Origin of the sequence: Aeromonas sp. s13, from assembly GCF_040907905.1 — a bacterium.
GTDB classification, from domain to species: domain Bacteria; phylum Pseudomonadota; class Gammaproteobacteria; order Enterobacterales; family Aeromonadaceae; genus Aeromonas; species Aeromonas veronii.
Window position 1 is genome coordinate 66,419 of sequence record NZ_JBFOCS010000025.1, and the last position, 24,127, is coordinate 90,545.

Genomic DNA, 24,127 nt, shown 5'->3' on the forward strand with positions numbered 1-24,127 from the left:
TAGTGTGAAGAGATCGATGCTGATGGGGGTGCTTGGCGCCTCGTTGCTGCTCAGTGGCTGCAAAGTGGAGCTCTATACCGGGGTCACTCAGAAAGAGGGCAACGAGATGCTGGCGTTGCTGCAAACCGAGGGGATCGCCTCGGACAAGCAGCCGGACAAGGATGGCCGCATCAAGCTGCTGGTGGAGGAGTCCGACGTGGCGCAGGCCATCGAGACCCTCAAACGCAAGGGCTATCCAAAAGAGAGCTTCTCCACTCTGCAGGATGTGTTTCCCAAGGATGGCCTCATCTCCTCGCCCACCGAGGAGCGGGCTCGCCTCACCTATGCCAAGGCGCAGGAGATCTCCAACACTCTGTCGGAAATAGACGGCGTGCTGGTGGCTCGTGTCCATGTGGTGCTGCCGGAAGGCAATGAAGGGATCAGCAAGAAACCCTCTCCCGCCTCGGCCTCGGTCTTTATCAAGCATGCGGCGGATATCCAGCTCGATACCTACATTCCGCAGATCAAGCAGTTAGTCAACAACAGTATCGAGGGGCTCGCCTACGACCGGATCAGCGTGGTGCTGGTGCCCTCGGCGGATGTGCGCCAGAGCCCGCTGATGCCGCGCAATACCTCGCTCTTCTCCATTGAAGTGAGCGAAGGTTCAAAGTGGCGGCTGGGCGGCCTGATTGCCCTGTTGCTGGCGCTGGTGGTGACCAGCAACCTGGCGCAATACATGTGGCACCGGAGCCGGAGTCGCGGATGACGGTCGGTTTGACCCCCTATCAGCTGCGCTTTTGCCCGGCCAGTTACCTCCATGAGGCGCACCTGCCCTCATCCTGGGCGCAGGTGCCCAAACTCCTGCCCGAGTGGCGAACACTGCCAGCCAGTAACGGCGCTCTGCTCGAGGCGCTGGCGCTGGGGATTGGTTATGAGATGCCAGTGCCTCTGGGTGGATTGGCGCTCTTTCCCCAAAGTGAGTTGGTGCTGTTGTTGCGCCGTTTGGGGGCCGTGCTGCACGGCGAGGCGATCCGTCGCTGTCTGCTGGCACCGATGCTGCGCCAGATCATCGCCTTGCTGGGGGAGGAGGGGCACAGAGCTGTACTTTCCCAGCTCGACCTGTTGATCGGCCCCTGGCCCGCTGGCTGGCAGCTGCCTCTGCCCGCTCAGCTCGATGAGGGGGTGCTGGAAGAGGCGGGCTTGCAGTTCTGGCTGGCGGCGGCCGGGGCAGGCTACCCCGACTGGGCTCGCCGTCTCACCCTGCGACTTTCCCCAGCGCCACCCGGGCCATCATGGCCTTTGGCGGTTGACCAGCTGCCACTGGCCCGGGCGCTTTGTCTCAAGATTGCCAAACAGGTAACCCCCCAATGCTGCCATTTGTTAAAATAAAGAGTGACCATCTGCAACTGGCGCCAAGCCAGCGTATTTTGCGTAGCCAGGATTACCTCTCCTACCTGAGTGCACAGGAGCTGGTAGAGGCCGCCCGGGCCCAGGCGGCTGATATTGTGGCCGAGGCCCGCGCCGTCTATGAAGAGCAGAAAAGCCTTGGCTGGCAAGCCGGGATTGACGAGGCCCGGCGCGAACAGGCGGTGCTGATCCACCAGACCCAGTTGCAGTGCCAGGGGTACTATCGCACCGTGGAGCAGCAGATGAGCGAGGTGGTGCTGCAGGCGGTGCGCAAGATCCTGCACGATTACGATCAGGTGGCGCTCACCCTCAAGGTGGTGCGCGAAGCGCTCTCGCTGGTGAGCAACCAGAAGCAGGTGACGATACGGGTTCATCCCGAGCAGGTGCAGGCGGTGCGTGACCAGATCGCCCGGGTGCACAAGGATTTCCCCGAAATTGGCTATCTCGAGATCTCCGCCGATGCCCGCCTCGATCAGGGGGGCTGCATTCTCGAGACCGAGGTGGGGATCATCGATGCCAGCCTCGATGGCCAGCTGGAGGCGCTCTCCCTCGCCATGAGTTCGGCGCTGGAAAAGCGTGGTGAACAGCAGGCCCGACTCGCCGGGGCGAATACCGCGGTTGAATAAGGCGGCTGAATATATGGCCGGCTACGTGAGAGAACATTTCTCTGACAAGTCCCGCCGGTTGTTACCTGCGTAAAACAAAACCGCCCCGGATATCCGGGGCGGTTTTTTATTTAGCGATACCGAGATGAGTCGTGGACGACATAAGAGCTCAGCGATAGCGGCCACGTACCGAGCTGCTGGCGCGACCTGCCATCTTGATCAGGCTCTGGCGGGTGTGCAGGTGGCAGAGCGCGACGCCGAGGGCATCTGCTGCATCCGCCTGCGGGGTGGCGGAGAGTTTCAGCAGATGGGTCACCATATGCTGCACCTGCTCCTTGGCGGCGCCGCCAGTGCCGACCACCGCCTGCTTGATCTGGGTGGCAGAGTATTCGCTCACCGGCAGATAGGCGTTGACTGCGGCGACGATGGCGCTGCCCCGGGCCTGCCCCAGTTTCAGGGCCGAGTCGGCGTTGCGGGCCATAAAGACCCGCTCGATGGCAAACTCGGTGGGTTTGAACTGGGTGATGATCTCGCATACCCCGTCATAGACCTGCTTGAGGCGCTCCGGCAGCTCGCCGCAATCGGTGCGGATGCAGCCAGAGCCAAGGTATTCGGCCTTGCCGCCCACGACCCGGATAACCCCGTATCCGGTGATCCGCGAACCCGGATCGATGCCCAAAATAATGCTCATGGGTGTTGATTGCTCTAAACGCGAGTGATGGCCGCCAAGATAGCAAACTGTGGCCCGTTTGGCTGTATGTCCCGGGTCAAGCGGGCAAAGATTGGCCAGCCTGCGTCGGGCGTGGCTACCCCTTGAACAATTCTATGGTGTCGCCATCCTGCAGGCTGCCCGCGCCACGCACCACCACCCGATCCCCCTGCTTGAGGGCGCCGCTCACTGCTACCTGCTGGCTGTCGCCAAACAGCACGGTGACCGGCACCCGATTCACCTTGAGCGCCTTGCCGCTTCGCGCCACCTGATAGACCACGCTGCCATCGGTGCCGAGCACCAGAGCGTCCCGGGGCAGCAGCATGCTCTGCTGATCCCCCAGTGGCAGGGCAACCCGCACCGGCGAGCCGATGATAAAGGTGCCCGCTTCCGGTTTGAGGCGCAGCTCGATCAGCCGCGACTTGGGATCGGCGCTGGCGGCTCGCTGGTAATAGACGCCGTGACCGCTCAGCTGCTCCCCCTCCACCCGCAGCCGGGTTTGCGGTGCCAGCTGCTGGGCCCAGAGTATGGGGGCCTGTAGGCGGATATCCGGCTGATCCGGGTTGACCAGCTCCAGCGCCTGCTCGCCCGCGTCCACATGCTCGCCGGGCTGGATGAAGTGGTTGTTCACCACGCCGTCGAACGGGGCATAGATGTGGCTGCGGCGCAGCTGTTCCTCAATCTGGTTCACCTGTATGGCGGCCAGTCGCTCGGCCAGCGCGGCCTGCTCCACATCGTAACTGGCCTTGTCGTACTGGCTCTGGGAGGCGCTCTTTTGCTGATGCAGCCGGGTGATCCGCTGGGATTCGGCGCGAGCGAAGCGCAGGTTGCTCTGCCATTTCGCCTGCTCGGCGCGAGCCTGCTCCAGCGAGAGGCGCAGTGCCGCGCTGTCGAGGCGCAGCAGCTCATCCCCTTTTTTGACCCGGCTGCCAAATTCGGCGATCCACTCCACCCGGCCGCTCACTTCGGCGCTGAGCGCAGCTTGCTGGCGACTCGCCACCGTGCCGCTGACCCAGATATTGGCGGCCGCATCCCCTTGGGTCACATCCGCCAGGGTCACCATCTTGCCCTGATCGGCCAATACCGGTAGCACGCTGCCTGCAATCAGCACAGCGCCAGCCAACATTCGGGTAATCATATGTGTCATCGATGAGCTCCTTGCTCAGGCCCGCTGGCGCAGGGGTTGTGGGATCGCCACCTGCTCCCCGAGACGCAGGAAGGCAGGCAACAGGATCAGGGTAAACAGGGTGCTGCAGCTCATGCCGCCGACAATGACGGTGGCGAGTCCGCGGTAAATTTCACTCCCTTCGCTCGGGCTCAGCATCAGCGGCAGCATGCCGAAGATGCTGGTGAGACTGGTCATGGCGATGGGGCGCATCCGGCTTTGCAGGGCATCGGCCACTGCCAGCTGACGGCTCATGCCGTCCCGCTCAGCGGTGCGGGTCTGATGCACCAGCAGGATGGCGTTGTTGACCACCAGTCCCAGCAGGATGACAAAGCCGATGATGGTGAGCAGGTCCATCGGCAGCGGCACCAGCAGCCCGCTCAGTTGCAGCGCCAGCACGCCGCCAACCGAGGCAAGGGGCAGGGTGAGCAGCACCAGCAGGGCATCCTTGAGGGAGGCAAACACCCCCCACAGCAGCACCAGCAGGATCACCACGGCGAACAGGAAGATGGTCCCCAGATTGTCGAGCGCCTGTTGCAGGCTGTCGGCGTTGCCGGCAATGCGTAGCTCGCCACCAGCGGGCAGCAGGGGGCGGATGGCGGCAAAACTGCGGTTTTTCAGGGTGTCGAGCACCTGCTCCATGGTCATGCCTGCCGGGGGCGCTATCTGCAGGCTGATGCTGCGCCGCCCATCGGCCCGGAAGATGCTGGCCGGGCCCATGTCATGCTCCACCCTCAGCAGCTCGCCAAGGGGAACGATGCGCCCGGAGGGGGTGGCCAGCGGCACTGCCTTCAGTTCGTCCGGATTGGCGGAGCTCTGCCCCATCAGCATGATGTCGAGCCGATCCTCGCCGTCGAAATACTCGCCGACCCGCAAGCCGTCACCAAAGGTCTGGATGATGGTGGGCAGGGGCGTGCGATCCCAACCCACTTCGGCGAGACGCCGATCTTGCGGCACCAGTTTGAGCTCGGGGGCGGTGAAGTCGAGACTCGGCTCGGGCCTGATTTGTGCTCCCGGCAAGTCCTTGCTGAGGATCCCCATGCTGGCACGGGCTGCCTGGTAGAGCTCGGGCAGGTTACCCCCCTGCAGCAGCAGGGAGACGCCGTTCTCGCTGTCAAAGCCGCCAAACAGCGACCCCTGACCGCCGAACACCCGGGTGTCGGGAATACCCACCAGCAGCTGTTTCATCAACAGGCTCTCCAGCTCCTTGATGCGGTTTTCGTCTTTGGGGCGCACGCCAATCTGGGCGCCCCCCGGGTAGCGCAAGATGTAGTAGTTCTTGAGGGCAGGCTCTTTCTCCCCCTTCATGTAGGGGGCGAGGCGGGCGATCAGGGTATCGATCACCTCTTCGCGCTGGGCCTTGAGGTTGACCCCGGGGGTGAAGTTCATCCAGACATCCACCGCGTCCCGTTTCACGTCCGGCAGATAGTCCATCTTGGGCAGCAGCGCCCAGGTGGCCAGTGCCGGCAGACTCATCATCAGGGTGATGACCGTCCAGCGCTGGCGTGAGGTCGAGGTCCAGCGGATCACGTGACGGGTAGTGCGCTGCCACAGCGACTCATAGGGGTCTGTCAGCATTTCACGCCCCATCCAGCGCGCCGCCACCGCTGGCAGCACGATGACGGCGACCAGCATGGAGACCGTCACGGCGCAGGCGATGGTCAGCGCCAGATCGGCAAACAGCTGACCCTCCACATCGTTGAGCAGCAGCACCGGCAGGAAGATAGCAACCGTGGTGAGGGTGGAGGCGACCAGCGCCGTCCACACCTGACGGGTGCCTTCGAGCGCCGCCTCCGCCTTGCTCAAATCCCCCCGCTCGTGGCGCCGGTAGATGCTTTCCAGCACCACGATGGCGGCGTCGAGCACCATGCCGACGGCAAAGGCGATGCCCGCCAGCGAGATGATATTGAGGGTGCGATCCATCACCTTGAGCAGGCAGAAGGTGAGCATGATGCTGATGGGGATGGCGAGGGCAATCATCAGGGTCGCCTTGAGTTGGCGCAGAAAGAGCCAGAGGATGGCACAGGAGAGCAGCACCCCGAGCCCCAGGTTGGCGGTGACCATGCTGACGGCGCGATTGATGTAGAGGGAGGCATCGAACGACTGCTCCATGTGCAGCCCGACCGGCTCCAGCACCTCGCGGTTGAGCTCGTTCACCCGAGCCTTGATCGCCTCAAGGGATGCCAGGGCATTGGCACCGCTCTCTTTGAAGATCTGGGCAGCGATGGCGGTATTGCCGTTCTGGATCCGCAGCACCGGGTTCTCTTCCCTGGCCACCCTTACTTCCGCCACATCCCGCAGATAGATGGGCAGGCCATTGCGCCAGTCCACCACCTTGTCCCCCAGCGTCTCGACATCGTAACGACCGGCGAAGCGCAGCTTGTACTCCCAGCGACCGATGTCGAGGGTACCGGCCGACACATCCCAGCCGGTGGTGGCGCGGCTGGCCAACACCGGGATCTCAACTCCCAGCTCGGCGGCTCGGTAGGGGTCGAAGCGGATCTGGATCTGGCGCTCGTTGATCCCCTCGACTGCGACCGTCGAGACCCCTTCAATGCGCTCCAGCTCGGGTTTGACCCGCGCCTCGATCAGCGCCTGATGATCATCGATCACCCCCTTGGCGCCGGGCAGCTGCTGGATGAAGAAGAAGGTAAGGGTATCGTTGCTGCTGTAGTTGTTGACGTAGGGGCCGCCAATCTTGTCCGGCAATCCCGAGACTCGGTTCAGTCGCGAAATCACATCGAGCTGGGCCCGCTGCATGTCGGTGCCGAGGGCAAACTCCATGTCGATTTCGGTAAAGCCGGGATAGCTGTTGCTGACAAGGCTCTTGAGCCCCTGAACCCCCTGCATCTCCTGCTCGATGGGGTCGGTGATCTCCGACTCCATCTCCTGGGGCGAGGCTGAACGCCAGCTCACCGAGATGTTGAGGTGTGGACGGTCGATGTCGGGGAACAGCTGGATCGGCAGTCCCCGGATGCTGAGCAGGCCCAGCAGGAAAATCAGCACGATCGAGACCGCCACCCAGATGGGGCGTTCGATCGCCGTTTTGGCGAGGTTCATTCACTCTTCCTGAGTTGTTGTTATCGGCCATTCCGCTGGCCTTGCTTCCAAAGCCCCTGCAACAGGGACTCAAGCATTTAACTGGAATTCTCCCGGCTTGTAAATGCATGGTTAACAAACAAAAAAACCGGCCACGAGGGCCGGTTTGGTAGAGGTTTGCCTGGGGATCAGGCGGCATGCTCGACCTTGTTTGGCTGCTTGTTTGCTTGCTGGGAGAAGCCTTCCAGCTCGCCCGGGGCGAAGTTGTCTACCTGGATCGCTTCGTAGCGCAGGGCATCGGCGGCCAGCAGTTTGTCCGCTTCGTCCTTGCTCAGGATGGAACCGGCCAGTGCGGCGGCAACCAGCTCCGGCAGCGCCAGTTTGCGGGGCAGTTTTCCCTCTTTCTGGGCCTGCACCAGCTTCTTCTCGTAGGGCTGCACTGCAACCATGGCCTGGAAGGCACGCTCCATCAGGCCGACCGGATCCGACTCGTCTTTGCCTACATAGCAGAGAGCGGTCAGACGGTCGCGGAATTCGCCCGGCTTCATCATGGCCAGACAGATGGCGTGGCAGCGATCGTCTGCCGGCATCTTGTAACCGACGCCGAACGGGAATACCACACGCTTGAGTACGGCACCCACCACCTTGTTCGGGAAGTTCTGGAAGAAGCCCTCGAACGCCTTGCCAATCAGGTAGAGGTTGCGCTCCACCGCGTACTGCACGAACGGCAGATCGGAGACCATGCGGCCCTGATCCTCGTAGTGCTTGAGGGTTGCGGAGGCCAGGTAGAGGTGGCTCAGCACGTCACCCAGACGGGCGGAGATCATCTCCTTGCGCTTGAGATCGCCACCCAGCATCAGCATGGAGACGTCGGCGCACAGCGCCAGCCCTTTACTCATGCGGGAGAGCTGCTTGTAGTAGCGGGCGGTTTCACCGGCCACCGGCGCGCTGTTGAACTGGCCCAGGGTCAGCCCCTGGAACAGGGAACCGAAGAAGTTGCCGGCGCCGAAGGCGATGTGTTTCATCAGCAGGGCGTCAAACTTCTCGAGACCGCGCTCCACGTCGGTATCAGCCGCCGCTTCCAGCTCGGCAAACACGTACGGGTGGCAGCGGGTGGCACCCTGCCCGAAGATCATCAGGTTACGGGTCAGGATGTTGGCCCCTTCCACCGTGATGGCGACCGGAATGCCCATGTAGGCGTAGCCGGTGTAGTTTTTCGGGCCCAGCTGGATGGCACGACCGGCGTGGATATCCATGGAGTCATCCATGATCTGGCGCGCCATCTCGGTCATGTGGTACTTGGAAATCGCGGTGACGATGGCCGGTGCCTGACCCAAGTCCAGCGAACCTGCAGTCATGCGACGGGCCCCTTCCAGCTGATAGGTGAGGCCGCCGATACGGGCCAGCGCTTCCTGCACACCTTCAAATTTGCCGATGGACATGCCGAACTGCTTGCGTACGTAGGAGTAGGCACCCACGGTGCGGCTCGCCATATGACCGCAAGCGGTGCCAAGGGCTGGCAGTGAGATGCCGCGACCGGCGGAGAGACATTCGACCAGCATGCGCCAGCCGCGACCGGCGTAATCCGGGCCGCCGATGATCCAGTCGAGCGGAATGAACACATCCTTGCCGAAGGTCGGGCCGTTCAGGAACGCCAGACCCATGGGGTAGTGGCGATCGCCGACACGCACGCCCGGGTGGCTGGTGGGGATGAGGGCGCAGGTGATGCCGAGTTCTTCCTTGTCACCCAGCAGTTTTTCCGGGTCATAGAGTTTGAACGCCAGCCCCAGTACGGTAGCGCGCGGCGCCAGGGTGATGTAGCGCTTGTTCCAGTTGAGGCGAATACCCAGCACCTCTTCACCCTTGTGCATCCCTTTGCAGACGATCCCCTTGTCAGGAATGGCACCTGCATCGGAGCCCGCCTCCGGCCCGGTCAGGGCGAAGCAGGGCACCTCTTTGCCATTAGCCAGCCCCGGTAGCCAGAAATCTTTCTGGGCCTGGGTGCCATAGTGCATCAGCAGCTCGCCCGGGCCGAGGGAGTTCGGCACCATGACGGTGACCGCCACGCTCAGGCTCTTGGTGGCAATGCGGGTGACGATGGTGGAGTTGGCAATCGCCGAGAATTCGCGGCCGCCGTAGGATTTCGGGATGATCAGGGAGAAGAAGCCTTCCTTCTTCAGATAGTCCCACACCGGTTCCGGCAGGTCTTTGGTTTCATTGACGATCTTGAAGTCGTCAACCATGGCGAGCAGGGTTTCGACCTGGTTGTCGATAAAGGCCTGCTCCTCTGCGGTCAGCTCGGCCTTGCCGTAGCCGTGCAGTTTTTTCCAGTCGGGGTTGCCGCGAAACAACTCGCCATCCCACCAGACGGAGCCGGCTTCCATGGCCTCCCGCTCGGTAGCTGACAAGGGCGGCAGTATCTTTTTGAAGATGCCGAACACCGGACGGGTTACCACCTTTTTACGGATGGAGGGTACGCCGAGCACAACGGCTATCGCCAGCACCAGCAGGACAAGCAATGTGATCATACCGAAGTTCCTTCTATTTCACTGTTTCCGTTGATTTATTGTTGGTTGTTACACGGCCAGGGAGAGCCTGGTCGACTCCACGGGCGCCCCGACTCCGGACGCCAGATAAGGAATAACGTTGCGCACCAGCCCTTCCACATCGAGCTGCTGGCCAAAGTCGGCCAGGGCGATGTCGCGCAGCGCATCGGCAGAGGCCATGGTGAATACGACGGTGCCCAGAGTGAAGTGCAGGCGCCAGAAGAGATCCGCGGGCGACAGGGCCGGATTGGCCTTGGAGATGGCCTGGGTGATCCGCTGCAAAATGGTGCCATAGTGGGCGGTGATAAAGCGGCGCAGGTGGCCCTGGCTGTCGATATAGCCGCGCCCAAGCAGCTGCATGAAGATGGCCGGGCCGTTGGCCCGCACCGCCGAGAGCTTCATCAGTGGCTCTACAAAGCTTTCAAACAGTTGCAGCAGGGTCAGCTGCTCCTGCTCCATCAGTACCCGCAGGCGGGCATCGAGATCGGGCATAAACAGGCTCAGATAGCGGTCGAGTACCGCCTGGATCAGCTCCTTCTTGGAGCCGAAGTGATAATTCACCGACGCCAAATTGACGTCGGCCTCGCTGGTGATCAGACGCAAAGAGGTATCGGCGAATCCCCGCTCGGCAAACAGCACTTCAGCGGCGTCGAGAATACGGTTTTTGGTATCGATTTTACTCACTGGACACCTCACTTAAACGAATGTTTAAAAAGTACGTTTCATAACGTGAAGTGTCAAGAGAATGTGAATGAGTGTTAGTGGAATGTTTTTCGATGAAAAAAGCAAAGTGGGCGGAACTTAGTCAAAAAGCAGGACTCTATATCTATGCCACTGCAATTAAACATTAAGTCTCGCCCAACCTGCACCATGCTAGTTGGGCCTTTTTTTGCGCGTCTGTTACCGGTTTGCGGCTTGCAGGCAAAAAAAACCGCCGCAGGGCGCGACGGTGGGGAAAGTGAGTTCGCGTCATCCTGACGGCAAACTGTCGATGCGAGTTCAGGCATGTATCGACGGGGGCAGTATGCCAGCCAGAGCCCCTCAGACTATGTCAGCTTCGCGGTATTTTGTGACAAAGTGTGGCAAGCACTGGCGTGGCCCAAGCTGCGGCTCTTTGCTATGCTGCCCTTTCAAAATATGAGGGGAGAGAAGATGAAGTACCCGGTCGATACCCACACTCACACCATTGCCAGCACCCATGCCTACAGCACCATCCACGACTATCTGCCGATAGCCAGGGCCAAGGGGATCAAGCTGTTTGCCACCACGGATCACGGCCCCGAGATGGCCGATGCCCCTCATGTCTGGCATTTTGCCAACTTGCCGATATTGCCAAGAGTGGTGGATGGGGTAGGGATCCTGCGGGGTATCGAGGCCAACATCAAAAACCTCGACGGGGAGATCGATTTTCCCGAGCGTTACGAGTCGCGCCTCGACATGATCATGGCGGGCTTTCATGAGCAGGTATTCCCTCCCTGCGATCAGGCCACTCACACCCAGGCGATGATCAACGCCATCAAGAGCGGCCGGGTCGATATGATCAGCCACCCGGGCAACCCCTCATTTCCCATCGATATTCAGGCTGTGGTCAAGGCGGCGGCCGACTATCGGGTGGCGCTGGAGATCAACAACTCCTCCTTCATTCATTCCCGCCCGGGGAGCGAAGGCAACTGCCGTGCCATAGTCGAAGCCGCGCGAGATCTGGGGGCCTATCTCACCTTCGGCTCTGATTCCCACGTGGCATTTACCCTTGGCGATTTTGACCATTGCCACCGTCTGGTGACCGAAGCGGGCTTCCCGCAAGAGCGGATCCTGGTGCGCTCCCCCCGCGCCCTGCTCGATTTCCTCGAGAGCCGCGGCCGTGCCCATATCCCCGAGTTTGTCGATCTGTAAATCGGGCTCTAACACCATGAGCCAACTCATAAAATCGAGCTGGTTCAATTGACTTGCCGGTCATTTTTTATGAATGTGGAGAGCAACAAGCCGGTATAGCTCAGTTGGTAGAGCAGCGCATTCGTAATGCGAAGGTCAGGAGTTCGATTCCCCTTATCGGCACCATATAAAACAAAGGGTTAGCTTCTCATCGAAGCTAACCCTTTGTGCTTTCTGGCTGGTGACCCTTCTCATCCCCCTCTTTTGCTATCGCAACCCAAAGGGGAAGGGGCAGCGGGCCAACCCTCCCGGCAGGCGGCTACGCAGGTTTTGCTATTCCCCTCAGGCAACCTCGATGTCTAGCTTGGCTGGCTCCTTCTGCATGGATAGCTCTCCAGCTTGCGATGAGGATTCCAGCTTGTCGATGCGCACCGCTGCCACCTTGAACTCGGGGATCTTGGCGTGGGGGTCGGTGGCATTGATGGTGAGCCGGTTGGCCGGGGCTTCGGCGAAGTGGAACGGGATAAAGACCACGCCCGGTTGCATCCGTTTGGTCACGAAGGCGGGCAGCTCGATATGGCCGCGGCGGCTGGTGACCTTCACTGGCTCGCTGTTGCTGATCCCCATCCGCTGCGCATCCGCCACGCTCATCATCACCCGCGGGCCAGCCAGCTTGTCGAGCCCCTTGGTCTTGCGGGTCATGGTGCCGGTGTGGAACTGCTCCAGCAGGCGGCCGGTAGTGAGCACGATGGGATAGGTCTCGTCGGGCAGTTCGGCTGCATAGCGGAACGGGGTGGCGACCATCTCCCCCTTGCCGCGGGTGAACTGCTTGCCGTGGAGCAGGCGAGTGCCTTCGGGCGCCGCATCGTTGCAAGGCCACTGTAGCCCTTGCGCTCCCACCTTGTCCCACTGGATGCCGGCGTATTGCGGGGTTACCCGGCAGATCTCGGCGGTGATCTCCTGCGCATTCTGATAGCGCCAATCACCGCCCATTGCATTGGCAATCTGCTGGATGATCCACCAATCCTCCCGTGCCTCGCCCGGCGCCTTGAGGGCGGGGGAGATGCGCTGCACCCGCCGCTCGGTGTTGGTGAAGTGGCCACTCTTCTCGGCAAAGGAGCAGGAGGGGAGCACCACATCGGCCAGCTGGGCAGTTTCGGAGAGGAAGATATCCTGCACCACCAGAAACTCCAGCTGCTTGAGCCCTTCGATGACGTGATGTTGATCCGGATCGCTCAACACCGGGTTTTCACCCATCACATAGAGTCCCTTGATGCTGCCCGCACAGGCGGCATCTATGGTCTCGGTGAGGGTAAGGCCGGGCGTGCGCGGCAAGTCAGGCTGCTGCCAGGCGGTTGCGAAGCGGGCATGAACCTCGGGGTTGGCCACCTTCTGATAGCCGGGCAGGCAGTTGGGCAGCGCCCCCATGTCACAGGCTCCCTGCACGTTGGACTGGCCCCGCAGCGGGTTGATGCCGCCCCCTTCGATGCCGATGTTGCCGCACAGCAGTTGCAGGTTTGCGATGGCGCGCACGTTGTCGTGGCCGGTGGTGTGCTGGGTGATCCCCATCGAGTAGTAGATGGCGGTGCGTTCGGCAGTGCCGATGAGGCGCGCGAGCTCGATCACCTGCTCGGCCGGTACGCCGGTGACAAGGGCGACCTTGTCCGGTGCATAGGCCGGGGAGAGCACCTCTGCTTGCAGCGCCTCGAACCCTTCCACTCGTGCGGCAATATAGGCCTTGTCGTGCCAGCTGTGCTGGATGATCTGCTGCATCAGGCCGTTGAGCAGCATCACGTCGGTGCCGGGGCGGTGGGCCAGATAGAGACTGGCGTGGTCCGCCATTTCGATCCGTTTCGGATCGGCCACTACCAGCCGCGCCTTGCCCGTGGTGACTGCCCGCTTGATATGGGATCCGATGATGGGGTGGGCCGCCGAGGTGTCGGAGCCGATGATGAAGATGAGATCCGAGTGGTCGATGCTCGGGATGTCGTTGGTCATGGCGCCGCTGCCGAGTGACGCTTCCAGCCCGGTGACGGTGGAGGCGTGGCAGAGCCGCGCGCAGTGATCCACGTTGTTGGTACCAAGCTCCCGGCGCATGAACTTCTGGAACAGGTAGTTCTCTTCGTTGGTGGTTTTGGCTGACGAGAAACCCGCCAGTGCATCGCTGCCATAGTGCTGGCGCAGGGCGGTGAAGCGCTTGGCAACCAGCTCAATGGCCTCCTGCCAGCTGGTGGGCACCAGCTCGCCATCCTTGCGGACAAGCGGCGTGGTGAGGCGCTCCTCGCTCTGGATAAAGTCAAAGCCGAAGCGCCCCTTGACGCAGAGCAGCCCCTGATTGACCGGCGAGTTGCGATTCCCCTCCACATAGCGGATGCGGTTACGCGCCTCATCGACGTAGAGGGTGACACCGCAGCCGACCCCGCAGTAGGTACAGATGGTATTGACCGGCGTGAGCAGTTCGGTGCGCCCCTGCGACTTGTCGCGGGCATCCACCAGGGCGCCGGTGGGGCAGACCTGTACACAGGCGCCGCACTGCACGCAGTGGGAGTCGCCCATCGAGAGTCCCGTGTCGAACTGCGGCCGGTTCGAGAGGGTACCATCGCTGTTCTTGGCAAAGCGCAGCACCCCTTGTACCGCCTGCTCACCACAGGTCTGCACGCACTGGCCGCAGCCGATGCAGCGGTTGGCATCAAAGACGATAAATTCGCTGCTGCTATCTACTGCAAACTTCTGGCATTGACTGGTATCGAGAGCGCTCTGATCGACCTTGTATTCGGTGGCGTAGTCGCGCAGTGCGCAATCGGTGTTGGCCTGACAGCCGCACTCGAGGCAGCGGCTGGCTTCGCTGCGGGCATCGGCATCACTCAAACCACGCTCCACCTCGGCAAAGCTGCCCTCGCGATCCTGCTCTGCCAGATGGGGCATGATGCTGCGGGCGACTTTTTTCAGGTGAGCAAACTGGGCGGGATCGACCTGCTTGAGTGTGGGTGCCTTGCAGGCGTTGAAGGGGCGAACCGGATCGATCATGTCACCGTGAAGGAACTGGTCGATGGCCAGCGCGGCCTTGCGACCATCGGCGACCGCTTCGATGGCGGTGGCGGGCCCGCGGCGCAGATCGCCTATGGCGAACAGGTTGCCGTGGCCGCTGTGCATGGTCTCGGGATGGGACTCCAGCGTCTGCCAGCGGGTGAAGGGGAGGGTGAGGGGCTCCCCTTCCATAAAGCTGAGATCCGGCTGCTGCGACACTGCCGCAATCACGGTATCAAACTCTTCAAGGAAGAACTCGCCGGTGGGCTCAGGGCGTCGGCGGCCGGAGGCGTCCGGTTCGCCGAGAGCCATCTTCTCGAGGCGTACCTGACAGACGCGACCAGCCTCATCGGCCAGATTCTCCACCGGATTGGTGAGCATCAAAAAGCGCACCCCTTCGTGCTCCGCTTCGTCGATCTCATATGCCTCGGCGGGCATCTCGGCGCGGGTGCGGCGATAGATAAGGGTGGTTTCGGCGCCGAGGCGCACCGCCGTGCGGGCGCAGTCGATCGCGGTATTACCACCCCCGATCACCGCAACCCTCTTGCCGGTGGTGAGCCGCTTGGTGAGCATCTGATCCTTGAGGTAATCGACCCCGAGATAACAACCGGCCAGGGTGCTGCCCGGGTAATCCATCGGCACCGCCTTGGATGCGCCGACGGCCAGACAGACCGCATCATAGTCGCGGCACAGTGCCGAGAGGGTGATCTGGTTGCCCAGCCGCTGCCTGGTGTGGATCCGCATGCCGCTTTGGCACATCAGGTCGATCTCCTGATCTAGGATCGCCTTGGGCAGCCGGTATTCAGGGATGCCGTAGCGCAGCCAGCCACCCGCTTCGGGCATCGCCTCGAACAGATCGACCTCGAACCCCTCGTAACCCAGATAATAACCGCAGGTGAGGCCGCCCGGGCCGCTGCCGATAATGGCCACCCGCTTGCCCTTGGCGGGCTTCTTTGCCGGTTGATAGGGGGCAACCTCGGCCAGATCGAGATCGGCGGCGTGACGCTTGAGGTGGCGAATGGCGAGCGGCTCATCTACCAAGGCGCGGCGGCACTCGGCCTCACAGAAAGCGGGGCAGACCCGGCCAATGGAGAGGGGCATAGGCAGGGTCTGTTTGATGACGGCCATGGCCGCCTCGTGCTCCCCCATGGCGATGTGATGCAGATAGGATTGAATGTCCACCCCGGCCGGACAGGCGCGTTGGCAGGGGGCTTCGCAATCAGCGTAGTGGTCCGAGAGGATGCGGCCGAGCGCCTGCTGGCGGTGTACGCGCAGGGCATCGCTTTGGCTGGTGATCACCATTCCTGCCTCGGGGGGCGTCTCGCAGGCGCGCCGGATGCCGAGCCCGGCAATCTCCACCACGCAGAGGTCGCACGGCGTCTTGGGGCCGTTGGTGTTGTCACCGCACAGGGAGGGGATGTCGATCTGGTGCTGTTTTGCTATCTGGAGCAGGGTCTGGGTCGGGTCAACCGTCAACTGAGCTCCATCGAGGGTGATGGTGAGCATGGCGTCATAACTCGGTTTCAAGGCGCAGAAAATGCTGCATCTGGCGGAGCCAGCAGGGGAAGCGACAAGGAGGCCGCTTGTTATACGCTCACCATAACAAAGATTATTTACAACTTTATTTGATTTTAGACAGCTTATTGTTCAAAAGGGAAAACGATTTCAGGTTGTCTTGTCTACCTCATCGGCTCGGCGCATCGTTGAGAATCATTCCTGTTACAGCAGGAAACTCATTGTCTTATTGTCAGTTTATGCGTCTGGTGGAAGAGAGGCTGCTCTCGCTCGCGGTAGGTGTGATCCGCCAGTAGCACCATTTGTTATGCAACTTATTTTGCATAAATGGTGACTTTGCTGAAGGCACTCGGCTGGATAGAAGGTTGCTGGAGAGGGGGCGGACATGCGTGAGTGGCGAGTCCTAGATAAAGAAAATGGCCACCTTTTCCAAGGCGGCCATTCACGTTGCCGATCGGCGCACTGTTGGCCCAAAGGGTTGGTCGCAGGAGATCAGCCGGATATCAGGGTGGGCAGCCGGGCTTGCCAGATCTGGTGCCAGTGCTGCAGTTCGCTGCGCGGCATCGGGCGGGCGGTAAAGAAGCCCTGACAGATATCGCACCCCAGCTTGGCCAGCAGTTGCCAGGTCTGCACATCTTCCACCCCTTCGGCGACTGATTTCAGCCCCAGCTTGCGTGCCAGCTCGATGCTCGACTCTATGATGGCCAGACGGGAGGGGTCGGCATAGCAGCGATCGACAAACGAGCGATCAAGTTTGAGCTCGGTAAAGGGCAGCAGCGCCAGCTGTTGCATCGAGGAGTAGCCGGTGCCGAAGTCATCGATGGAGAGGCCAAAGCCGTGCATCCGCAGCCGGGTCAGCACCTCCAGTGCCTTGCCGATATCCTCGACAAACGAGCTTTCGGTCACCTCCAAGGTGATCAGCTCGGGATTGACGCCCCAACGCTGGCACTGGTTGATCAGGAAGTGGCAGAGATCTCCCTCGATCAGCGAGGTGGTTGAGAGGTTCATCGACAGATTGAGGGAGAGGCCGGTCTGGCCCCACAGATGGCAATCCTGCAGCGACTTGTTAATGATGACATCGGTCAGCTGGTCGATAAGGCCGTTGTTTTCCGCCAGCGGGATAAACATGCCGGGGGAGATCAGCCCATATTCCGGATGCTGCCAGCGGGCCAGCGCCTCCATCCCCACCCACTGGCCGGACGCAAAGCCGACCTTGGGTTGATACCAGGGCAGCAACTGGTCGTTGTCGAGGGCGCGTTTGAGCTCGTCCACCGAGAGGACGAGGCCATCGTCCTTGCCCGAGGGGGCCGACTTGGGTGCCCAGGAGTCGATCAACTGGCGCAGCCGCTGCGGGCTGGAGGGTTTCTCGATGCGACCCAGCACATGGAGCCCATAGGCCGCGCTCATGCGCAGCACAGCCTCCACCACGTCATCTTCCAGCGCGCTGGAGAGGATGATGCCGCCCCGAAAGCCACCCAGCGAGAGGCGGCGCAGCAGCGCCATGCCATCCATGCCGGGCATCCGCAGATCGCAGAACAGGATGTCGACAGTGTGGCTCTGGCACAGCGCCAGGGCTTCGATGCCGTCTGCGGCCTCCAGCAGTTGCTGATAACCGAGCGCCCGGATCTGGTGCATCAGGGTCTTGCGTTGAAACCCGTGATCCTCGACCACCATGATGACCAACTCGTCTGCCGTTCTACTCATCGAGCCACAATCCCATTTCACGTTCAATATTGTTCATCTGTTCTTCCACTCTCTGTGTCAGCAGCGCGAGCTCGCTCAACTGTTTGAGGCGGGCCGCCGATTCCAGTTGCGCCGCCTGCTCGGCCAGGGAGAGCTCCCCGACCATTCTGGCTGCCCCTTTGATGCGGTGGGCGATCTCCACCAGCTCCTGGCTATCATCGGAGGAGAGTGCGCTCATCATAGCGTGGCAATCTTTCCGGTTGGAGGCCAGATACTCCCTTGCCATGCTTTTGGCAATCCCTTCATCGCCAAACAGATCTTGCCAGCGACCGATCATGTCGAGATTGATGGCCTGTCGTGCGGGCACTCTCTCTGTGATCGTAGTCGCGGGCAACCACCGCAGCAGCATCTGGCGCAGTGACTCCAGCGAATAGGGTTTGCACAGCATGCCGTTCATGCCGGCTGCCGTCATATTGGCTGCCGCCTCCTCCGAGGTATCGGCGGTGACGCCGATGATGGGGGCCTGCTCCCCTTGTTCCCGCAGGCGGCGGGTCAGGGTGTAGCCATCCATGTGCGGCATGTGGCAGTCGGTGATCAGCAGGGCGAAATCCCGGGTTTGCCAGGCGCGCAATGCCTTCTCGCCATCTTCTACTACCTCGCACTCCACCCCCAGAATCGCCAGCTGACGGGTCAGCAGGGCGCGATTGACCAGATGGTCATCGGCGACCAGCACCCGCCCGCCCAGTTTTTCGATGCTGGCGGCATGGGTGGTCACGGCTCGCCCGGTGATCAGTTCGCGGCAGCTTTCGAGCAAAAGATCCGGATAGAGGGGGGATTGGCCGAGGCGCCACCAGTTCTCCGAGCCCATGCGCCCCCGCAACGCTTCGCGGGGGGAGAGGATGATCCCCTTGAGAGTGCCGGACTGTAGCAAGGTGTGCCAATCGCTCCCCATGCTGGACTCCAGCGCGGCCTCTTCCGCCAACAGCAGACCGTCGAGATCGGCGGTGAGCTGGTGGATATCGAGGGGGATCAACCGGGCGCCGAGCCGTGCCATGGTGGCCTGCAAGGCGGCATTGCTACCCAGCCACCACCATTCGCTGCCCGCCAGTGCGGGTGGTTCCCACAGGACATTGAGCAGCGGGATGCTGAAGCGGAAACAGGCTCCTTCACCGAGCTGGCTCTTGACCGTCAGGGTGCCGCCCATCTTCTTCACCAGCTGATCACAGATGGCCAGGCCCAGACCGGTGCCACCAAAGCGGCGATTGATATCGGATTCCACCTGCTCGAACGGGGTAAAGAGCTGCGCTTGCTTCTCTTCGGCGATGCCGATGCCGGTATCCGTCACCGCGATAACCAGCTGCTGGTCGTGATAGCTGGCCTGGATCGAAATGGCGCCCTGCTCGGTGAACTTCACCGCATTGTTGAGCAGATTGGAGAGCACCTGGCCCACTCTGACCGGATCGATATCGGCCAGGTCGGGGAGTTGATCCTCCCACTGGAGCGTGACCTTCAGCCCCTTGCTGTAGGCCAGTGCGGCATGGCCGCGGATCACATCGCACACCACGGGTTGTAGACGGCAGGATTGGCGATTGAGGTGCAGCTGACCCGCCTCGATTTTGGAAAAGTCGAGGATATCGTTGACCAGATAGAGCAGGTGGTTGGCCGAGCTCTCCACATTGCGCAGCAGATAGCGCTGGTCATCATTGAGCTCGCTCATGCGCAGCAGCTCCAGCATGCCGTGCATGCCCGAGATGGGGGTTCTCAGCTCATGGCTCATGGTGGCCAGAAAAAGGCTGCGAGCCTGCATCGCCTGCTCGGCCGCGGCGCGCGCCTCACGCAGCTCATGCTCCTGTTGCTTGATGGCGGTGATGTCCTGCACCACGCCGTTGAGCAGGCGATCATGGCCCTGTTGCGCCACAAAGTTGCCGCGGATCTGGATATAGCGCTCCCCCTGAACAGAGGGCACCAGCACCTCCATATCGAGCGGCTCAAGGGTTTGCGCATGTTTGGCCACCTTATCGATAAAGGTTGCCAACGCCTCATCGTTCAAGCCGAGGATCACGCCGCCAGACTCGGCTGCCATCAACTCTTGATGGGTCATCCCGAGAATGTCGCTGGCTCCTTGGGACAGATAGAGGAATTTCCCCTTGCCGGCCCCTTGCCAGAGATATTGATAAACCAGACCCGGCATGCTGTCGGTGATGTCCCGCAGCCTGCCCTCCACTTCTCGCACCTTGTTTTCGGCGGCCTTGAGGGCACTGACATCGGTCAATACCGTCAGCACCCCCTGAATCGCGCCGTCTGCTGCGCGATAGGGCAACTTGACGTAGACCACGTGAAGGGGAATATCCCCCTCGCGCTGGGTATAACCCGATCCTTGGAAGCTCTCGCCGGTTTCCCAGACCGCACGCTCCTCGCATAGCATCTGTTGCCGCTCGTCCTCGGTCATATAACCCCAGCCATCTCCTGCGGATCCGTCACCGATAAACAGCTCGCGGTATGCCCGGTTGCAGAGGGTCAGGCGATGCTCGTGATCCCGCAATGCCACCATATTGGGCAGGGAGTCGAGCAGGGTCTGGACGAACACCAACTGCTCATTGAGTGTCTTCTCGGCCCGTTGTCGCTGCACGATCTCCCGTTTCAGGGTGCGGTTCCAGGCCCAGAACAGGGCAAACAGCAGGGTGGCTGCCGCGCCGCCCATTGCGAACCAGAACAGCACTGTTTCGCTATTGATGCCGGTCTGCACGCTCATGGAGAGCCAGCGTCTCTCCACTTTATTGAGCTCCTCCGGCGGTATCGAATAGAGCACCTTGGTGAGGATCCGCTGCAGCATGGGATCTTTGCGCGTAGCCATGGCGACCGGCAGGCGCAAGTCTTTGCCGGCATAGACCACCTGATAGCGTTCGCTCACCCGCTTGTTGATGGATGGCAGGGTGACCATCACGTAGTCGGCATCGCCCGTGTCCAGCAGCTCCAGCAAGCGGTTGTCATTGTTGACCTCTACCGGATGGGCGCCGATGTGGGTCAGTAGATCTTTATCCAGCGAGCCATGCACCATGCCGACCCGTTTCCCTCGCAGCAGTGAGAGATCGGTGATATCGGTACTGCCTTTGGGAGCAATAACGACCCGATCGACAAACAGATAGCCGGGGGTGAACAGCGCAAACTGGCCGCGGTCGTGGTTGGGGGAGATGGCCGGAATAAAATCGATCTGCCGCAGCTTCAGCATATTCTGGGTTTCACCCCAGCTATTGGTGCGAACCAGAGAGAACTTCAGCCCGGAGACTTGCTGCATCAGCGCCATCAGGTCCGCCACATAACCGACCAGCCTGCCCCGGTAATTGAATTCGCTCATGGAGGTCCAGTCCGGAGAGACGCCATAAGTCAGCTCAGGATGCTGGTTGAGCCACTCCTGCTCCTCAGGGGTAAACTGCACAGACTTCACCGCTCCTGAGTCCGCATGTTGGCTAGTCGTAGTGGCGGCCAGCATGTGACGACGATCTTCAACCGGTATCTCGTTGAATGCCTTGCTCACCAGGCTGACCAGTGCCGGGTCGCTCTTGTGCATATTGATAGAGAGAGACGTGCCGCTTACCCATTCCGGAGTGGCAATGGTGAAGCCAGCCTTGGGATGCTGATCTCTCACCATCACCAGTGACGGCATGTCGGCAAGATAGGCGTCAGCCATGCGCTTTTTGAGCATAAAGGCTGCTTCGCTGCGACTCTCTGCCTCGGTCACACGGGGAAATCCCAGTTTTTTCAATTCACTGCAAGCATTGACTCCTGTGACACAGACCCAGTGCAAGCCATGGGCATCCTGTCGTGACAACTTCGTTTTGCCATTGTTGAGCAGCACGCCGCGCGGCATGGAGAGCAAAAACGGGAGGGAGACAATATTGGATCGCCACTGTTCGCTTGGCTGGTCGTTCACCAGTATGTCGATTGCTCCGTGGTCAAGTCCGGACAGCGCATCCATGTAGGAGGGGTAAACCTTGTAGCGCAGGGTCAACCCGAGCGTTCTGGCAATCTGCTGCGCGATGTCGGGGACTGGGCCGGTAAAGCGTTGATCTGCATCCTTATAGCTGTATGGAGGGTCACCCATCATCGGCATGCCGATGACCAGCTCCTGGTGTGATGACAGCCAGGCGCGCTCAGACAGATCAAACTCGTCTTCATTCAGACTGGTAATGGCGTGCGCCGCCACGCCCCAGAGCAGTAGCAGGAGAAACAGGAATAGACGATCACATTGGCGGAGCATCAGAAGGAATCCAACAGAATTGGGCGCATATTGTAAGTGCATTAAAATGCAGCGGCCAACATCAATTTACTCAATATTGGGCCACGACATGCCAATGTGCGGCTGTGAGTCCGGCTAGTATCGGGATGGCAACCTGATGATAAAGCCTGCGCGGTGATGCGCCTGATTTTTTTTTGCCAAAGGCCAGTTCAAGGGGATATTGGAAAAAAATCCAACCAGTTTGATATCGGTAAACAACATGGACATGGACAAATAAAAAGGGCCACCTCTTGCGAGGTGGCCCTTTCCAAACGTTTGGTGGAGCTGGGGGGATTTGAACCCCCGTCCAAAATTACTACATCCTTGGCACTACATGCTTAGTCACTCTTTACATTCGCCAACCCGCTGCGGAGAGACACGCCACGAATTGACTAGCTCGATTGGTTTTAATGCTTCCGCCCCGAGCAGGACTTCCACACGATCCTGTGAAGGATGACCTTCCGATTCCCTAGGACACAGGCAAGCTAGGGTAGAAGGGCTCTATGCAGGTTATTAAGCTGCTAGTGCGTAGTTTTCGTCGTTTGCGACTATTTTTTTGCGGTTTATTAACGAGGCCTACCGCACCTCGGCATGCACCTTGGGTTTCGTGAATCTTGTCGAATCCAGAATCAGCCCCAAGTTGTTAATTGCGATTGTACGCAAAAATGCTGTCATAGCAAGGCGTTGATACCCATTCCCTCTGGCAGCCAGTCTGTTTGTCGATTTATTGTACGCAGCTGAGCCTGAAGAGCCAGCTGCGCCGGGGAAAGGTGAACTGACGTCCTGATCCTGCCAGTAGCAGGTTAGCCGCGATGCTTGTTCTTCATGATGCGGGCTTTTTCCCGATCCCACTCGCGGGCCTTGGTATCTTCGCGCTTGTCGTGCTCTTTCTTGCCCTTCACCAGGCCGATCTCGACCTTGACCCAGCACTGTTTCCAGTAGAGGGCGAGGGGAACTATGGTGTAGCCCTGACGGGCGATCAGGCTTTCGAGCTTGTCGAGTTCACGACGGCTCAGCAGCAGTTTGCGGGTGCGGGTCGGGTCACATACCACATGGCTGGAGGCCGCTTGCAGTGGCAGGAAGCTGGAGCCGAACAGATAGGCCTCGCCATCGCGGAAGATGACATAGGCTTCACTGATGTTGGCCTTGCCCGCCCGCAGGGATTTGACTTCCCACCCTTGCAGGGACAGACCCGCTTCGATCTTCTCTTCGATGAAGTATTCGTGGCGCGCGGTTCTGTTGAGTGCAATGGTGCTGGACCCGGCTTTGTTTTTACTGTTTTTTTTGCTCATGACGGGCGATTTCCGGCAATGACTAGGAGGCTCGTATTATACGTAGGCAGGGACGGCTGTAAAACGCGCAGCAGGTCAAGTGGTGGCTTTCTGAGCGGTTTGGCTGAGGTTTTACCTCCACAACCCTAAACATGGTGATAAAATCGCGCCGATTGGATGAGGAAAAGCCATGCCCCGAATTACGCGCAGTGCCCTGGTGATGTTCAGTGCAGAACAGATGTTCAAGTTGGTTAACGATGTGGATGCCTACCCGCAGTTTTTGCCCGGCTGTGTCGGCAGCCGTGTCCACGAGGCTGGCGATGACTACATGATGGCGTCGGTCGATGTGGCCAAGGCGGGGATTGCCAAGACCTTTACTACCCGCAATCAGCTGGATGTGAACCGCCAGATCAGGATGGAACTGGTGGATGGCCCGTTCCGCAAGCTGGCGGGCTGGTGGACCTTTACCCCGCTCGATGTGGATGCCTGCAAGGTGGAGTTTGATCTCGATTTCGAGTTTACCTCCAAGCTTATCGAGGTGGCCTTTGGTCAGGTATTCCGCGATCTGGTGAGCTCCATGGTCTCCGCCTTCTCCAACCGGGCGAAGGAGGTCTACGGTGTCTGACCAGCTCAATATCGAGGTTGTCTATGCCTTGCCGCAGCAGCAGACGGTGATTGCTCTGCGGGTGGCGCCCGAGACCTGCGTGCTGGCGGCCATCGAGCAGTCCGGCATCGTGCAAAAGCACCCCGAGATTGACTTGTCGGTCAACAAGTTCGGCATCTACAGCCGCCCGGTGAAAGGGAGCGAGCCGCTGCACGACGGCGATCGTATCGAGATCTACCGCCCGCTCATCGCCGATCCCCGCGAGATGCGCAAAAAGCGGGCCGAGAAGGCCAAAGAGGAGGGGAGAGCCGATAGCGTGACCGGTGGTCGCCCCGATGTGCATCGCAAGCTCCGCGAGTAGTGCTCAGGTCTTTCTTGCAGAAAAAAGGCGCCGTGGCGCCTTTTTTTGATCCCGTTAGCCGGTGAGCT

At 60.6% G+C, this 24,127-nt stretch carries 15 protein-coding genes, 1 tRNA gene and 1 other RNA gene; 7 read left to right on the top strand and 10 right to left on the bottom strand.

Annotated features, from left to right (window positions below; translation table 11 throughout):
- Nucleotides 1-4: 4 nt before the first annotated feature.
- The 3 genes from ascJ to ascL are packed head-to-tail and all read left to right on the top strand — an operon-like array spanning nucleotide 5 to nucleotide 2,012.
- Nucleotides 5-745, top strand: a complete 741-nt coding sequence (gene ascJ / locus AB5Y82_RS02945; RefSeq protein WP_179831119.1) for a SctJ family type III secretion inner membrane ring lipoprotein AscJ — start codon at nucleotides 5-7, stop codon at nucleotides 743-745.
- Entirely contained in the window at nucleotides 742-1,368 is a 627-nt protein-coding gene (locus AB5Y82_RS02950; RefSeq protein ID WP_111900811.1) for a SctK family type III secretion system sorting platform protein, read from the top strand. Before ascJ ends, AB5Y82_RS02950 begins: the two co-directional genes overlap by 4 nt.
- A complete protein-coding gene (gene ascL, locus AB5Y82_RS02955) occupies nucleotides 1,347-2,012 on the top strand; it encodes a SctL family type III secretion system stator protein AscL (protein ID WP_368173631.1) in 666 nt (221 codons plus the stop codon). The genes AB5Y82_RS02950 and ascL overlap by 22 nt, the downstream gene beginning before the upstream one ends.
- 148 nt (nucleotides 2,013-2,160) lie before the next feature.
- On the opposite strand, the gene ruvC is transcribed toward ascL, so the two are convergent.
- From ruvC to AB5Y82_RS02980, 5 genes are all read right to left on the bottom strand, one after another.
- Nucleotides 2,161-2,682, bottom strand: a complete 522-nt coding sequence (ruvC, locus tag AB5Y82_RS02960; RefSeq protein WP_005334512.1) for a crossover junction endodeoxyribonuclease RuvC — start codon at nucleotides 2,680-2,682, stop codon at nucleotides 2,161-2,163.
- Nucleotides 2,683-2,797: 115 nt separating this feature from the next.
- Nucleotides 2,798-3,847: an efflux RND transporter periplasmic adaptor subunit gene (locus AB5Y82_RS02965; RefSeq protein WP_111900809.1), complete on the bottom strand. Its 1,050-nt coding sequence runs from the start codon at nucleotides 3,845-3,847 to the stop codon at nucleotides 2,798-2,800.
- 15 nt (nucleotides 3,848-3,862) lie between these two features.
- Entirely contained in the window at nucleotides 3,863-6,925 is a 3,063-nt protein-coding gene (locus AB5Y82_RS02970) for an efflux RND transporter permease subunit (protein ID WP_111900808.1), read from the bottom strand.
- Nucleotides 6,926-7,092: 167 nt separating this feature from the next.
- Entirely contained in the window at nucleotides 7,093-9,432 is a 2,340-nt protein-coding gene (locus AB5Y82_RS02975; RefSeq protein WP_139460384.1) for an acyl-CoA dehydrogenase, read from the bottom strand.
- A 48-nt stretch (nucleotides 9,433-9,480) separates the two neighbouring features.
- Complete coding sequence (locus tag AB5Y82_RS02980) at nucleotides 9,481-10,134, bottom strand: TetR/AcrR family transcriptional regulator (protein ID WP_100653314.1); 654 nt, start codon at nucleotides 10,132-10,134, stop codon at nucleotides 9,481-9,483.
- Between the two features lie 468 nt (nucleotides 10,135-10,602).
- Here AB5Y82_RS02980 and AB5Y82_RS02985 point away from each other — a divergent pair, with 468 nt between their 5' ends.
- Together AB5Y82_RS02985 and AB5Y82_RS02990 are read left to right on the top strand one after the other, a co-directional pair.
- The gene (locus AB5Y82_RS02985) at nucleotides 10,603-11,343 is read left to right on the top strand and encodes a phosphatase (protein ID WP_111900856.1); all 741 of its coding nucleotides are present in this window, start codon (nucleotides 10,603-10,605) and stop codon (nucleotides 11,341-11,343) included.
- Nucleotides 11,344-11,432: 89 nt separating this feature from the next.
- Nucleotides 11,433-11,508, top strand: a tRNA-Thr gene (locus tag AB5Y82_RS02990).
- A gap of 156 nt (nucleotides 11,509-11,664) precedes the next feature.
- Here AB5Y82_RS02990 and fdhF read toward each other — a convergent pair.
- The 5 genes from fdhF to smpB form a co-directional block, all read right to left on the bottom strand.
- Nucleotides 11,665-15,876, bottom strand: a complete 4,212-nt coding sequence (gene fdhF / locus AB5Y82_RS02995) for a formate dehydrogenase subunit alpha (RefSeq protein WP_368173632.1) — start codon at nucleotides 15,874-15,876, stop codon at nucleotides 11,665-11,667.
- Nucleotides 15,877-16,356: 480 nt separating this feature from the next.
- Complete coding sequence (locus tag AB5Y82_RS03000) at nucleotides 16,357-17,568, bottom strand: EAL domain-containing protein (RefSeq protein ID WP_005353540.1); 1,212 nt, start codon at nucleotides 17,566-17,568, stop codon at nucleotides 16,357-16,359.
- Complete coding sequence (locus AB5Y82_RS03005; RefSeq protein ID WP_368173633.1) at nucleotides 17,561-21,805, bottom strand: transporter substrate-binding domain-containing protein; 4,245 nt, start codon at nucleotides 21,803-21,805, stop codon at nucleotides 17,561-17,563. Before AB5Y82_RS03005 ends, AB5Y82_RS03000 begins: the two co-directional genes overlap by 8 nt.
- 295 nt (nucleotides 21,806-22,100) lie before the next feature.
- Nucleotides 22,101-22,460: a transfer-messenger RNA gene (gene ssrA / locus AB5Y82_RS03010) on the bottom strand.
- A gap of 166 nt (nucleotides 22,461-22,626) precedes the next feature.
- Complete coding sequence (smpB, locus tag AB5Y82_RS03015) at nucleotides 22,627-23,115, bottom strand: SsrA-binding protein SmpB (protein WP_005334498.1); 489 nt, start codon at nucleotides 23,113-23,115, stop codon at nucleotides 22,627-22,629.
- 169 nt (nucleotides 23,116-23,284) lie between these two features.
- Here smpB and AB5Y82_RS03020 point away from each other — a divergent pair, with 169 nt between their 5' ends.
- Nucleotides 23,285-23,719 (top strand): SRPBCC family protein, encoded by a 435-nt coding sequence (locus AB5Y82_RS03020; protein ID WP_005334496.1) that lies wholly within the window; start codon nucleotides 23,285-23,287, stop codon nucleotides 23,717-23,719.
- A complete protein-coding gene (locus AB5Y82_RS03025) occupies nucleotides 23,712-24,059 on the top strand; it encodes an RnfH family protein (RefSeq protein WP_058059898.1) in 348 nt (115 codons plus the stop codon). The genes AB5Y82_RS03020 and AB5Y82_RS03025 overlap by 8 nt, the downstream gene beginning before the upstream one ends.
- Nucleotides 24,060-24,127: the final 68 nt, after the last annotated feature.